General features: G+C 41.0%; 15 protein-coding genes. 10 read left to right on the top strand and 5 right to left on the bottom strand.

Annotated elements, in window-relative coordinates; translation table 11 throughout:
• The first annotated feature begins 1 nt into the window (after nucleotide 1).
• The 6 genes from leuC (at nucleotide 2) to DAHG_RS05860 (ending at nucleotide 5,314) form a co-directional block, all read left to right on the top strand.
• Nucleotides 2-1,264, top strand: a complete 1,263-nt coding sequence (leuC, locus tag DAHG_RS05885; protein ID WP_022937413.1) for a 3-isopropylmalate dehydratase large subunit — start codon at nucleotides 2-4, stop codon at nucleotides 1,262-1,264.
• Complete coding sequence (gene leuD, locus DAHG_RS05880) at nucleotides 1,265-1,762, top strand: 3-isopropylmalate dehydratase small subunit (protein WP_022937412.1); 498 nt, start codon at nucleotides 1,265-1,267, stop codon at nucleotides 1,760-1,762.
• A complete protein-coding gene (gene leuB, locus DAHG_RS05875; protein WP_022937411.1) occupies nucleotides 1,755-2,825 on the top strand; it encodes a 3-isopropylmalate dehydrogenase in 1,071 nt (356 codons plus the stop codon). Before leuD ends, leuB begins: the two co-directional genes overlap by 8 nt.
• Before the next feature lie 10 nt (nucleotides 2,826-2,835).
• Nucleotides 2,836-3,900, top strand: a complete 1,065-nt coding sequence (locus tag DAHG_RS05870; RefSeq protein WP_022937410.1) for a branched-chain amino acid aminotransferase — start codon at nucleotides 2,836-2,838, stop codon at nucleotides 3,898-3,900.
• Between the two features lie 110 nt (nucleotides 3,901-4,010).
• Complete coding sequence (locus tag DAHG_RS05865) at nucleotides 4,011-4,577, top strand: TetR/AcrR family transcriptional regulator (protein WP_022937409.1); 567 nt, start codon at nucleotides 4,011-4,013, stop codon at nucleotides 4,575-4,577.
• A 5-nt stretch (nucleotides 4,578-4,582) separates the two neighbouring features.
• Nucleotides 4,583-5,314: a calponin homology domain-containing protein gene (locus DAHG_RS05860; RefSeq protein ID WP_022937408.1), complete on the top strand. Its 732-nt coding sequence runs from the start codon at nucleotides 4,583-4,585 to the stop codon at nucleotides 5,312-5,314.
• A gap of 80 nt (nucleotides 5,315-5,394) precedes the next feature.
• Here DAHG_RS05860 and DAHG_RS05855 read toward each other — a convergent pair whose 3' ends face one another.
• The 5 genes from DAHG_RS05855 to DAHG_RS05835 all read right to left on the bottom strand — a co-directional run bounded on the left by DAHG_RS05855 (nucleotide 5,395) and on the right by DAHG_RS05835 (nucleotide 8,717).
• Nucleotides 5,395-5,868 carry a hypothetical protein gene (locus tag DAHG_RS05855; RefSeq protein WP_022937407.1) on the bottom strand — a complete coding sequence of 158 codons (474 nt, stop codon included), beginning with the start codon at nucleotides 5,866-5,868 and terminating at the stop codon, nucleotides 5,395-5,397.
• Complete coding sequence (locus tag DAHG_RS05850) at nucleotides 5,859-6,650, bottom strand: alpha/beta hydrolase (RefSeq protein WP_022937406.1); 792 nt, start codon at nucleotides 6,648-6,650, stop codon at nucleotides 5,859-5,861. Before DAHG_RS05850 ends, DAHG_RS05855 begins: the two co-directional genes overlap by 10 nt.
• A 61-nt stretch (nucleotides 6,651-6,711) precedes the next feature.
• Nucleotides 6,712-7,353 carry a hypothetical protein gene (locus DAHG_RS05845; protein WP_022937405.1) on the bottom strand — a complete coding sequence of 214 codons (642 nt, stop codon included), beginning with the start codon at nucleotides 7,351-7,353 and terminating at the stop codon, nucleotides 6,712-6,714.
• Nucleotides 7,350-7,808: a hypothetical protein gene (locus DAHG_RS05840; protein ID WP_022937404.1), complete on the bottom strand. Its 459-nt coding sequence runs from the start codon at nucleotides 7,806-7,808 to the stop codon at nucleotides 7,350-7,352. The genes DAHG_RS05845 and DAHG_RS05840 overlap by 4 nt, the downstream gene beginning before the upstream one ends.
• 54 nt (nucleotides 7,809-7,862) lie before the next feature.
• Nucleotides 7,863-8,717, bottom strand: coding sequence for a MerR family transcriptional regulator (locus DAHG_RS05835; RefSeq protein ID WP_022937403.1), 855 nt, complete (start codon nucleotides 8,715-8,717; stop codon nucleotides 7,863-7,865).
• Nucleotides 8,718-9,468: 751 nt separating this feature from the next.
• On the opposite strand from DAHG_RS05835, the gene DAHG_RS05830 reads away from it, so the two are divergent.
• The 4 genes from DAHG_RS05830 (at nucleotide 9,469) to DAHG_RS05815 (ending at nucleotide 12,825) form a co-directional block, all read left to right on the top strand.
• The gene (locus DAHG_RS05830) at nucleotides 9,469-10,236 is read left to right on the top strand and encodes a hypothetical protein (protein ID WP_022937402.1); all 768 of its coding nucleotides are present in this window, start codon (nucleotides 9,469-9,471) and stop codon (nucleotides 10,234-10,236) included.
• An 84-nt stretch (nucleotides 10,237-10,320) separates the two neighbouring features.
• Nucleotides 10,321-11,226, top strand: coding sequence for a helix-turn-helix transcriptional regulator (locus tag DAHG_RS05825; protein WP_022937401.1), 906 nt, complete (start codon nucleotides 10,321-10,323; stop codon nucleotides 11,224-11,226).
• Nucleotides 11,223-11,942: an N-acetyltransferase gene (locus DAHG_RS05820; protein WP_022937400.1), complete on the top strand. Its 720-nt coding sequence runs from the start codon at nucleotides 11,223-11,225 to the stop codon at nucleotides 11,940-11,942. Before DAHG_RS05825 ends, DAHG_RS05820 begins: the two co-directional genes overlap by 4 nt.
• A gap of 1 nt (nucleotide 11,943) precedes the next feature.
• Nucleotides 11,944-12,825: an SPL family radical SAM protein gene (locus tag DAHG_RS05815; RefSeq protein ID WP_026880836.1), complete on the top strand. Its 882-nt coding sequence runs from the start codon at nucleotides 11,944-11,946 to the stop codon at nucleotides 12,823-12,825.
• The last annotated feature ends 55 nt before the right edge of the window (nucleotides 12,826-12,880 follow it).

Genomic DNA, 12,880 nt, shown 5'->3' with positions numbered 1-12,880 from the left:
AATGGGAATGACAATGACACAAAAAATCCTGGCTGCTCATGCCGGATTGGATCAGGTTACAGCCGGTCAGCTGATTAATGCCAAGTTAGATATGGTTTTGGGTAATGATATCACAACACCGGTAGCAATCAAAGAATTTGAGAAAGCTGGTTTTACGGATATTTTTGATAAAGATAAAGTATCCATCGTTTTGGATCATTTCTCACCAAATAAAGATATTAAAGCCGCTCAGCAATGCAAACAATGCCGAAGCTTTGCCAGACGTTTTGACGTAACGAATTTCTATGATGTCGGCACTATGGGGATTGAACATGCCCTGCTTCCGGAAAAGGGCTTGGTAGGGCCTGGTGAATGTATTATCGGTGCTGATTCACACACATGCACCTATGGCGCGTTAAATGCCTTCTCTACGGGTGTCGGCTCTACAGATATGTGTGCCGGTATGGCAAGCGGCGAATGCTGGTTCAAGGTTCCATCTGCCATTAAATTTAATATTCATGGCAAATTAAATCCATGGGTCAGCGGCAAAGATGTCATTCTGCATATTATCGGCATGATTGGGGTTGACGGAGCTTTGTATAAATCCATGGAATTCAGCGGTGACGGGTTAAAAAATCTAAGCATGGATGATCGTTTGTGTATTGCCAATATGGCGATTGAAGCCGGGGCAAAAAATGGAATCTTTGAGTTTGATGAAATTACTGAAGCTTATGTAAAGGAACGTGTCAATCGTCCTTATAAAACGTATAAAGCGGATGAAGATGCCGTGTATGATCAAATTATCGACCTTGATTTATCAACCATTAAATCTACGATTGCTTTCCCGCATCTGCCGGAAAACACAAAAACCATTGATGAAGTCGGTGAAGTAAAAATCGATCAGATCGTAATTGGTTCATGCACCAACGGCAGAATTTCCGACATGGAAGCGGCAGCCGCGGTATTAAAGGGCAAGAAAATTCATCGTGATGTACGTGCCATCATTATTCCTGCTACACAAAAGATTTGGCTTGAATGTGTAAAGCGCGGTTATATGGATATCTTTATTGAAGCCGGCTGTATCGTCTCAACACCTACCTGCGGTCCTTGTCTGGGCGGTTATATGGGTATTCTCGCCGAGGGTGAGCGCTGTGTATCCACTACGAACCGCAATTTTGTCGGCCGAATGGGTCATGTCGATTCTGAGGTTTATCTGGCTTCCCCTGCCATCGCGGCGGCCAGCGGCATCATGGGAAGAATTGCTGATGTGAAGGAGGTAATGTAAATGAAAGCACATGGTCAGGCACATAAATACGGTGATAACATTGATACTGATGTAATTATTCCCGCCCGTTATCTGAATACGAGTGATCCTAAAGAATTAGGCGCCTTATGCATGATTGATATCGATCAGGATTTTGTGAAGAAAGTGCAGTCTGGTGATATCATGGTCGGCGGCTATAATTTTGGCTGCGGGTCCAGCCGGGAACATGCTCCGATTGCCATTAAAGCAAGCGGCATCGACTGTGTTATCGCCAAAAGCTTTGCCCGTATCTTCTACCGCAACGCAATTAATATTGGGCTAGCGATTCTTGAATGTGAAGAAGCGAGCGATAAGATTGAAACCGGTGATGAAATCAGTATTGATTTTGACAGTGGCATCATAACCAATCATACAAAAAATGAAAGCTATCAGGCAAATGCCTTCCCTGATTTTATTAAAGAGATTATTGAATGCAATGGCCTGATAAATAAATTAAAAAAGGAGTCTATTCATGAATAAGCGTATTACTGTTATTAAGGGTGACGGCATCGGGCCTGAGATCATCGATGAAGCCATCAAGGTCTTAGATGCTGCTGCCGATAAATATCATCATCACTTTACTTATAATTATATTGATGCGGGCGGCTGTGCAATCGATAAATTCGGCACTTCCCTGCCCGATGCGAGTTTAGCTGCCTGTTTAGACTGTGACAGCGTCTTGTTGGGAGCGGTCGGCGGACCAAAGTGGGATCAGGTCGATCCCGCGATTCGCCCGGAAAAAGCATTGCTTAAAATACGCAAGGAAATGGGTTTATTTTCTAATCTTCGGCCAGCTAAGGTTTTTGACGTACTGGCTGCCGCTTCACCGCTGAAACCGGAGATTGTCGCTCAGGGTATTGATTTGCTGATTGTGCGGGAACTTATTGGCGGCGTTTACTTTGGCGAGCGTGAAACCAAGGAAATAAATAATGAATTAAAGGCTACGGATATTATGAGCTACAGTGAGCATGAGATCGAACGGGTTGGCAGAGTTGCCTTTGAAACTGCCCGCAAACGCCGTCATCATGTAACCAGCGTCGACAAAGCCAATGTATTAGATACCTCAAGATTATGGCGTAAGGTAATGCATCGGCTGGCTGAAGAATATCCAGATGTAACCTATACTGACATGCTGGTAGATAATACAGCGATGCAGTTAGTCAAAAATCCTTCACAATTTGATGTTGTGGTAACTGAAAATATGTTCGGTGATATTCTAAGTGATGAAGCCAGCATGATTACCGGTTCAATCGGTTTGATTCCATCCAGCTCGCTGGGTGTTGGCAGCCGCGGCATGTATGAGCCGATTCATGGTTCAGCGCCGGATATTGCCGGCATGAATATCGCAAATCCAATCGGTACGATTTTATCAGCAGCGATGATGCTGAAATACAGCTTTGAAATGGAGGCTGAAAGTCAGGCGATTGAAGATGCGGTGAACGCGGTGCTGAATGAAGGCTACCGCACAGCGGATATTTATACAGAAGGTAAAATCAAATTGACATGCTCAGCAATGGGCGATAAAATTGTTTCAAAATTATAGGAGGAACATCATGGATATCAAATTTATAAAATCAGAGAATCTTAAGACTAAACCCGATCAAAACGCTTTAGGTTTCGGCAAATACTTTTCCGACTACATGTTTGTCTGCGAATGGGATGAAGGCCAGGGCTGGCATGATGCCCGTATTCAGCCTTATGCGCCGATCATGTTAAATCCCGCTTCAATGGTTCTGCATTATGCACAGGAAACCTTTGAAGGCATGAAAGCTTATAAATCACCTAAGAATGAAATTTTATTATTCCGTCCGGAAATGAATGCCCGCCGTATGGCAAATTCAAATGAACGTCTCTGCATGGCTATTTTCCCGGAAGCTGACTTTGTTCAAGCCGTTGAGGAATTGGTGAAGGTAGAAGCTGACTGGATTCCAACAGCTGAAGGCACTTCCCTTTACATTCGTCCATTCATGTTCGCAACAGAAGCCAGTGTTGGTGTTCACCCTTCAAAGAAGTATACCTTCGTTATTGTCTGCTCACCGGTAGGCGCATATTATCCAGAGGGGGTTAATCCAGTTAAAATCTATGTTGAAGAAGAATATGTAAGAGCCGTTCGCGGTGGTACTGGCTTCACTAAATGCGGCGGTAATTACGCAGGCAGCGTGGCCGCTCAGGCAAAAGCAGAAAAATTAGGTTATACTCAGGTTTTATGGCTCGATGGCGTAGAACGCAAATATGTTGAAGAAGTCGGCACGATGAATGTTATGTTTAAAATTAATAATGAAATCTATACCGCACCGATTGAAGGCACTGTCCTGCCGGGTGTAACACGTGACTCAATCATCGCACTGCTGAAAAGCTGGGGCTATACCGTTCATGAGACACATCTGGCAATCGATGATTTGATGGCGGCCGGTGACAAAGGCGAACTGGAAGAAGCTTTCGGTACGGGTACAGCGGCGGTAATCTCGCCAATTGGGGAACTGAATTATCGCGGTCATATCGTAACGATCAATGATTTCAAAACCGGCGAGCTGACGCAAAAGCTTTATGATACATTAACCGGTATCCAATGGGGTAAGGTTGAAGATCCGTTTAATTGGGTCAGAGTCGTAAAATAGGATTAAGAAAGTGCAAGTCAAATAAACAGACTTGCATTTTTTATGCGCTGATCTTTGACTGAACCATATTCAGTATATTATAATTGAATCATATTCAGTGGAGGCATATTATGAGCAGAATCGTAAAAAAGCCTGATATACGCAGGCAAGAATTATTAGATATTGGTATTAAATTATTTTTTGAAGCAGGTGAAAAAGGAGTCAGCATTCAAGAAGTAGTGAAACAGGCAGAGGTTGCTACCGGCTTATTTTATTATTACTTTAAATCAAAGGATGAATTCCTTGATGAAGCTTTAAATTACTACATCCAACAGGAAATTGCTGTATTTGAAGCAATATTAAAGGATCAAAAGCTTACCGCATGGGATAAATTAGAAGCTGTATTGACCGCCTTTTTCAATTATGCTGAAAAGATGGCACCGCTTCGTTCAAGCGCACCCTTTCGCAGTGAATATCATTATGCCCTGACAGAAAAGCTGATTTCTCAATTAAAGAAAGAAACAGAAAACGTGCTGACACAAGGGTTATCAGAAAATGTATTTCATGTAAATAATGTTTCCATTACGGCTGGTTTTATATTAAATGGCTTAATATGCGTCTTTGATGAAAACACAGAAATCAATAAAGACGCGCTGGATGCGATGAAAAATATGGTATACAAAATATTGAAAGGATAACAATCATGAAAATATTAATTGATGGAAAAGAATTCAGCGAAGAGGAAAAAGCGGCTTGGATTCGTAAAAGAATCGGTAAAGTTCTTAAAAATCTTAAGAAAACATTGCCCATGACTGATGATACAGACCGTTTGTATGAAAGCTTAACGACCCTAAAAGCAGAAATGTCCTATGCTGAAATAACATCTTTGATTAAAACTAAATTGGCGTTTGGCAAGTTTGCGATGAAGCTTGCCGCTGTTTTTTCATTCGGCAAACGGCGGGCGGCGATAACAATTCTATCGGCTGATGGTATTACAGCAGCAAAATTCTCTAAAGTGATTGACGCGCTGATGTTAGAAGACAGTGAAGAACACCGCCGTGCAAATCTTGCTGCCTGTCCCGACCATTATGCTTTAAGACCCTTAAACGATACGCTTGAAGTTATTGAAACCGCCGGCTGCACACCGGTTCCTACTCAATTCTATATCACGTTTAACGATGAAACCGGATTAAAAGAACCTAGAAATTTTGATTACCCTTTTCAATCAACAGGCATTGCGAAGCTCAAAGACGGTACAATTATCGGCGGTGTCCGACATCAATTTAAAGATACATCCACGGGAATTGAAGTCAGAACCTTAGTCGAATTTCCCCGTTTATGTCCAAAAATCATTCTTAAGGAACACCAAAAACATTTAGCCGTTGAGTGGTCGAATTGGATCATGTGGGCCATCCAGAATCAATCCCGCTATTAACTGCATCGTTTGCCTTTGAAAATGCCAATAATATAAAAACACATCATTTCTTAGAAAGATGTGTTTTTTAACGCTTATAATTATCGCTGAGCGGCATTTTCAATCAACGCCAAGCTTTGCTTAATATCCTCAGCAATCAGTTTCTGCATATTTGCTGAATAGGCCATGGGCTGTGCCTGCCGCAGGGCCGCCGTTATTTTTAAAGTAAGTTCTGGTTTGTCTTTTACTAACAGCGGCAGCAGTTTGACGCATTGTCTGACGGTAATTGGCTTTTCATCATGAAGATGATCGAGAAAGTGCTCAAGCTTCGCATCAATCATTTGCGCACTATCCCATTTAGCATTTGCCGCAATCAATACCAACCCCCGATTACGCACATATGAATTTTTATGATTCAGCATTGAAAAGAATTCATCTAAGTAAAGACTTACTGCCGCCCCCTCTTCACTCATCATTTCCAGCTGCTTCAAAGCCGCGTAACCGGCATTAGCATCTGATGCGTAAAGCTGTGCTATCAGCTGCCTGATTTCTTCTTCTGAATAAATTACAGCCATGTTGAAATGACCTCATTCAAAACCAGATCCCAGAAACGCCATTCATGTCCATATCCTTCTATCTCAGCATAATCTAACTCATAGCCATACGTTTCCAGCTGTGCTTTCGCATAACGGCACTTATCAAGCAGAAAATCCTTACTGCCGACACGCATATAAAAACAAGGCAGTTCACAATGCTTTTCCGCGTTCTCCTTCAGCATCGCATAAGCGTCCTCACGTGTGCCGATCAGTTCCCTGCCGCCTGGAATGGAACCGCCAAATACTTGTGGAGCATCACCGAACCAGTCAACATTTCCCATTCCGCCGTCTGCTAAATCAAAAGCACAGCCGGACATCAATACCACTTTTGAATACTGATGAGGATAGGCCAACGCCAGCTTCATTGCCCCCATCGCGCCCATTGATAAGCCGCCGATAAAATTATCCTCGCGCCGATCACTTAAAGGAAACAGATAACGGCAGAAAGCGACTAGCTCCTCACCGATAAAACTGAAATATTTAGCCCCCTTGGGAATATCAGTATAACCGCTGTTTTCAGCCGGCGGCAGGATCAAGGCCAGCTGATGATCCTGAGCATAACGGGCCGCATTGGTAAAGGTCAGATAATCATTCTCATCTCCTGAAAAGCCATGCAGCAGCCATAAGACCTTCAGCTTTCGTTTGGGGTTATACATTTCTTCAATATTTAGATGATCAAAATCGACACTAGGTATCACAGCCGTAAAATTAACCTGACGTCCTAGTGCTGCTGACATAAAATTAATATGCAGTACAGCCATAAGCCACCTCCATGATTTATTATGAATAGCTTACCACGATTTTAAGCTTTTGGAAACAAACCTATTGGCCAAAGGGACGATCGAACCGCTTTTTATAGGCATGGTTTTTTCTAAGCATATATTGCCAGTATAAATCACCTAAACCAAGCCGTGATAAAAGCTGCAGCTGACATAACTTTTGACGGCTCAGCCGATAAGGATCACCAAGCCGCGCAGCGATCACCTCATCGAGCTCGCCGGTTTCCGCTAACCGCTGACCTAGTGCCTGCAAATCTTCAAAAAGCTTTCGATTCGCTTTTTCAGGCATTAAAGAAACACCTGCTGAATTCCCTCTAACAACGACGCCTAAACATTCATAGCCAAGCCGTGCTGCCTGATGCTTGAGCGCTTTGACACAATAGGCTGACTGAGCCGCTTCAATAAAGCCTGACTGCACAACAAAAAGAATCTGCGCTCCCTTTTTCGCAGGCTTCATTACTTCAAACAGCTTCATGACAATTCCCGGCATGGCATGCACATAGAGCGGCATGACAAAAATCAGCCGATCTGCCAAAGCAGCCTGATCCGCCAATTCATCATATTGATGCGTACTGACATAAAGAACATCTGATACAACATCCATCCCAATCATTAGCTGACGGATAAAGATTTCAGAATTACCCTGACGGCCATGCGGAGAACCATTGATAAATATCGTTTTCATGATGCTTGTCCTCCATCAGCGTTGATTTCAATTACCTCCATACCAAACTGAAAAAAAACACGCTGTAAATATTCCACAAATAATGAGCGTGCCTGCGCATCTGAAAATTCATCAAGATAGCGCACAATAACTGATGGATTTTTCCTATATCGCATTAAATGCATTGATTCGCCGCTGTCATAACGAATAAAAGGCAGTCCTAAAACAATCATACGATCAAATAAGGTCTTTACTCTGCCGCTGACAAAATCATGGCTAGGCCGCAAATAAAACAAAAACGTATCCGCTTGAAGCAATGACTGATAATAAGCATCTAAATCATGATGCACACATCTGCCCGGTGTTTTCAGCCAGCATGTCCAGCATCCGATACAATCCTTACATGTCTCTGTACGCAAATCATAGACATCAGAATCTTTTAATTCTTTATACTCATTCACAATAAAAGTTTTCATTCGTTCACATCCTTCATAAAGAGTGTAAACGTGGTTCATACCCCCAGGTCAAGACTAATCATTTAAAGGCACCCATGATTCATAGTAAAAGGCTGGCAGCTTACCGGCAAGCACACAGCGAGGCCGGATATAAACAACCCCTTGATCACTTAACTGCTGTCCATCGATCCATGATGAAGTCAATTCGAACATTCTTCCCATTGTATTCATTTCCCCAATCTCTGAAGCAACCGCCGAATAAATACAGCGGCCGCTATGCAGATACGTTTGACCTTCTTCAGCCGTTTCAGCCAGCTCAACCACACAAATCTGAGAATTGAGATAACCCGACTCATGATCAAAATGGACAACACGGATCAGCTTATTTAAAATATCCTCATGATCAAGATCCATGCGACTTAATACTTTATCGGCATACTCCTCAAAACTAGTAATCGCCGGCAATACAGAACAAACGCGATATAAAGGCAGCGACCGAATTGTAAATTGATGCAAGGTTTGAGGCAGCTCTTTGATAAAGCAACGATCCTGTTCAATTTGATGAAGCTGTTTTTCCAGCAAAATCATGTGTTCTCTAATCTCCTCTGCCTTGCCTGCCAATTCAGCCGCCAATGCCTCGGGAGTATCCAAACTCATCAAGCTGCAAATTTGTGATGCCGTAAAGCCGCGTTTCTTAAAAGCATCGATGATCATTAAACGCTGAAAATCATATACCGTAAATTGCCGATAATTATTCCCTGACTGCTTCAGTGGACTTAATAATCCAAGCTTTTCATAATATCTGATTGTTTCACGGCTTAAACCAAGGCTTTCATAAACCTGTGAAGCCGTATAAAAATTATCTAATCGTTCATTATCCAAGCGGTCAACCTCATCAAAGCTGCTTTCTATCCGTTCATTTATCTTCATAAGCCGACCTCCATTTTCAACATTATAGCACAGAAAAAAACGATGCGGCTAAACATCGTTTTTTTAAGAAAGGGGTAAAAATTATAAAAATTTGTTTACGGGAATTAAAAAACTAAAACGGGATTAAACAGGAATAAAAATTTTGTAAATTCAGCGTCAAAAGGTAAAGAATTCAAATCTCAACGGTTTCGGGAATACCGTTAATCATTAGGACTTTCTCAAGTAAGCGAGTATCTGCCAGTCATACCCATTGTCTGTCTCCCCATCCATAGGAGTTAAACAAGGTTTTACCAGCATACGATAACCCTGAGCTGAATCTGTGAAGATTTACTGCCAAAATTTTAATCATAACTTCTTATATCATGGTACAAGACGCTCCTTTTATATAAAAGCGTATAACCAGATAATTTCTGCCTTCATGTTCAAAACACATCGGCAAACCAAGAAACATTTGATTTCATGAGGGTCATCATTGCTTCAAGGCATTTTTAGGATGACAAGCATTGGAGCAGTCTCCTTTAAAAGTTACCCAATTCTAACCAGATGACTAAAAAAAGAAGGAATTCTTATCTTGTGACAGCCGCCATAATTAGCTTTGGTTAACTTTATGATTAAATTATAACCAGTTCGTTACCTCTTGTCAACTATTTTATAACAATAATTTCAACCTGCATAATAATGTTAAATAAATCAAACAAGGGCGCAGCATGGTATAATCATCTTAATAATGATTCTGATTAAGGAGGCCCTTATGAAACTAGTATTTACCTTAGTGGATGTCGATTACAATGTTCAAAGTATTTCACAATTTTTAGATAACAGTCAAACTGCTTATTGGACAGAACCTATCTTTGCTTTCACTCCGCAAATTGACCGCAGCAAGATTTACCAATTAGAAAAGCAAGATCAAGAACTATATTTAAGAACTATTTTCACACAACTGGTTGAAGAAAATAAAAATACGTTAAAAGCTAAACGCATCGCTTATCAAAACCATTGGGAGATATGTCTGCCGCAAATTACCGAAGCTTTAAAGTCAGCATTTAAAATAAATCTCGAAGAAGAATTTAACGATATGAACGCAAAAATTACATTCAATCCAATATGTCCTCGTTCACTGTCTGAGCATAGCTTCGATTTATTTTATCTAAATAGTGACAAGGGCGCAGTCGGCATCGCAATCCACGAAATCATTCATTTTATATGGTTTAAAGTGTGGCAAGAAATCTTTCATGATCAAGCTGAAGAATATGAAACGCCGCATTTAAAATGGATATTAAGTGAAATGGTTGTTGACCCAATTATGCGTGACCCTTTATTAAGCTCAATTAACCCTTATTTTGAGACTGGGTGTGTCTATGATTATTTTTACACACTATTTATTGATAATAAATGTATTCTTGATCACTTATATGAAATGTACCAGCAAATGCCGATTGATAAATTTATGCAGGCAAGTTATAAATTTTGTCAAAATCATGAAGCTGAAATACGTCATCACATAGAAACAAACGAATAATTATATGAACCGATATAATCTTTTCTTTTTAATATGACATAGGGTTGTCAGTTTAATGTGCTACAATATCAACAGGTGATAACAATGCAACTACAACGCTATCTTGAAACAATCTGGCTGCTGATTCAGCGACGTTCAATTACCGCTCAGGAACTGGCTGAACATTTTGAAGTATCGGTGCGGACAATTTATCGTGATTTAGATGTGCTGAGTGCGGCAGGAATACCGCTGTATACTGAAAAAGGCCGCGGCGGCGGGATTCGTTTAATGGACGATCATGTATTAAACCGTACCTATCTTACCGATGATGAACAAAAGGAAATTCTGGCTGCCCTCCATAGCTTTAATCAAGTGTATGATCCTGCCACATCCTCTGTTCTAAATAAATTTTCCGCCCTCTTCCCCAATCTTGATGTTGATTGGATTCATGTTGACTTTACAAACTGGGCTGTGGATACTTCTAACGAATTATTCAATTTATTTAAAAATGCAATTCTCAACTGCCAATGCCTGCATTTTTCTTATATCAGCAATGAAGGTCAAGAAAGTGAGCGTACGGTCGATCCTTATAAGCTGATTTTTAAAGGATCTGCCTGGTATATCTATGCCTATTGTCATTTACGTCAGGGATTTCGCTTCTTTAAGATTTCACGCATTATTAATCTGACAGTGTTAGAGGAAACCTTCAACAGAAAGCCAATCACAAAACTGCCGTCGATGCCCAAGCCTGATAAACAATTTAATTACACTTTAAGGATTCATCCAAGCATGGGGTTTCGGGTCGTTGATGAATTTGATCCGCATACTTACACCCGTGATGAAAACGGCTATTTCATCGTTACTGGAACCTTTCCTGATGAAAGCTGGATCATTGGATTTGTATTATCTTTCGGCAATGCCTGTGAATTACTTGAACCTAGTGTGTTGCGGTATGAGATAAGCCGTCAATTAAAAGAACTGTCTATATTATATCAAGGAGAACAAGAATGAATTACATACAACTAACAAAAGAAAATATCGATAAAGAGCATTTATGCTGTGCAACTTCAAATAAATTAGGTACTGCGGCAAAAAGAGCGTGGCTGAAGCAGCAGCTTGATCAAGGCTTGTATTTTTTAAAGGGTGATGTCAGCGGAAAGGTATTTATCGAAGCGATGCCGGTTGAAAAGGCTTGGCTGCCGATAATCGGCAATAATTATATGATCATTGACTGTTTCTGGGTCAGCGGTAAGTATCAGGGCTGCGGATATGGAAAAGAATTACTCGCAAAATTAATTGACCAAGCAAAAGCTGAAGGTAAATCAGGGCTGGCGGCCATAACCTCAGCGAAGAAAATGCCCTTTCTTTCCGATCCTGTCTTTTTGAAAGCAAATGGATTTGTGCTGGCTGACAGCTGGGCTCCCTTTGAGTTAGCCGCACTGCCCTTTGATGATCAGCCATTACCTGCCTTTAACTGTTCAAAAGCGCCAGAAGGACTCTGCCTGTATTACACCGCTCAATGTCCGTTTACCGCTCAATATGCGCCGTTATTTAAAAAGATTGCGGATGAAAACAATATCCCTATGACATTGATCCATATCGATACGTTTGAAAAAGCCAAAGCTTGTCCATCCCCGGTAACAACCTATGCGTTATTTAAAGATGGTTGTTTTGTTACCAATGAAATCTATTCAGAAAAGAAAATTAAAAGCTTCTTGGGAATCTGATATGGAAATTATCGCTAAGTCAATCTTACAGAATGTAAGCTATAAAGCCGGCTGGTTTGGTGTTGATTATAATATGAATCTGTATCGCGGCTGCTGTCATGGCTGTATTTACTGCGATTCGAGAAGCAGCTGTTACGGCATTGATCATTTTGATACGGTACGGATTAAGAAAGATGCGTTGCTGATATTAGAAAATGAACTGCGCCGAAAACGGGTTAAAGGTGTTGTCGGTATGGGTGCTATGTCAGATACATATAACCCATTTGAAAAAGAACTTCAGCTGTCAAGGCAAGCGTTAATGCTGCTTGATCGTTATGGTTTTGGTTTATCATTAGAGACTAAAAGTGATTTAATTCTTCGTGATCTTGATATTCTTAAAAGTATTTCCGAACATAATAGCGCAATCGTGAAAATGACAATTACCTGTGCTGATGATAATTTAGCCAAGCTGATTGAACCAAATGTCTGCCCATCCTCTAAGCGTTTTGAAGCCCTTCAGACCATGAATGAGGCAGGGATTTATGCCGGTATTTTATTAATGCCGCTGCTTCCTTTCATCAATGATACATCAGAAAATATAACAGCGATTGTCAAGCAGGCAAAAGAGCATAAGATACCTTTCATTTATCCAATGTTTGGTGTGACACTGCGTGATAATCAGCGTGATTATTATTTAAAGAAAGCAGATGAATTATTCCCTGGCACTGCCCAGAAGATGATTCATGCCTATGGCAGCAGCTATAACTGTCAGGTGCCGAATGCCCGCCGGCTCTATGCCATATTTAAAAGCGCCTGTGATGAAGCCGGTATCCTGTATAAGATGTCAGACATCATTCATGCCTATCAGCGAAAAACTGTCGAACAATTGCATTTGCATCTGTAAACCTACCCGCTTTTCGTTTATAATAATACTGTAACGTCGTGAGACAAGAAAGGAT

This window comes from Dielma fastidiosa, from assembly GCF_000313565.1.
GTDB lineage: Bacteria > Bacillota_I > Bacilli_A > Erysipelotrichales > Erysipelotrichaceae > Dielma > Dielma fastidiosa.
Note: the sequence above shows the minus strand (reverse complement) of the source record. Positions and strands in the feature narration are given on the sequence as shown.

Excerpts from the sequence above, each read along its gene's own strand:
- leuC (WP_022937413.1), top strand. The coding sequence starts at position 2 with ATGGGAATGACAATGACACAAAAAATCCTGGCTGCTCATGCCGGATTG.
- leuD (WP_022937412.1), top strand. The coding sequence starts at position 1,265 with ATGAAAGCACATGGTCAGGCACATAAATACGGTGATAACATTGATACT.
- leuB (WP_022937411.1), top strand. The coding sequence starts at position 1,755 with ATGAATAAGCGTATTACTGTTATTAAGGGTGACGGCATCGGGCCTGAG.
- DAHG_RS05870 (WP_022937410.1), top strand. The coding sequence starts at position 2,836 with ATGGATATCAAATTTATAAAATCAGAGAATCTTAAGACTAAACCCGAT.
- DAHG_RS05865 (WP_022937409.1), top strand. The coding sequence starts at position 4,011 with ATGAGCAGAATCGTAAAAAAGCCTGATATACGCAGGCAAGAATTATTA.
- DAHG_RS05860 (WP_022937408.1), top strand. The coding sequence starts at position 4,583 with ATGAAAATATTAATTGATGGAAAAGAATTCAGCGAAGAGGAAAAAGCG.
- DAHG_RS05855 (WP_022937407.1), bottom strand. The coding sequence starts at position 5,868 with ATGGCTGTAATTTATTCAGAAGAAGAAATCAGGCAGCTGATAGCACAG.
- DAHG_RS05850 (WP_022937406.1), bottom strand. The coding sequence starts at position 6,650 with ATGGCTGTACTGCATATTAATTTTATGTCAGCAGCACTAGGACGTCAG.
- DAHG_RS05845 (WP_022937405.1), bottom strand. The coding sequence starts at position 7,353 with ATGAAAACGATATTTATCAATGGTTCTCCGCATGGCCGTCAGGGTAAT.
- DAHG_RS05840 (WP_022937404.1), bottom strand. The coding sequence starts at position 7,808 with ATGAAAACTTTTATTGTGAATGAGTATAAAGAATTAAAAGATTCTGAT.
- DAHG_RS05835 (WP_022937403.1), bottom strand. The coding sequence starts at position 8,717 with ATGAAGATAAATGAACGGATAGAAAGCAGCTTTGATGAGGTTGACCGC.
- DAHG_RS05830 (WP_022937402.1), top strand. The coding sequence starts at position 9,469 with ATGAAACTAGTATTTACCTTAGTGGATGTCGATTACAATGTTCAAAGT.
- DAHG_RS05825 (WP_022937401.1), top strand. The coding sequence starts at position 10,321 with ATGCAACTACAACGCTATCTTGAAACAATCTGGCTGCTGATTCAGCGA.
- DAHG_RS05820 (WP_022937400.1), top strand. The coding sequence starts at position 11,223 with ATGAATTACATACAACTAACAAAAGAAAATATCGATAAAGAGCATTTA.
- DAHG_RS05815 (WP_026880836.1), top strand. The coding sequence starts at position 11,944 with ATGGAAATTATCGCTAAGTCAATCTTACAGAATGTAAGCTATAAAGCC.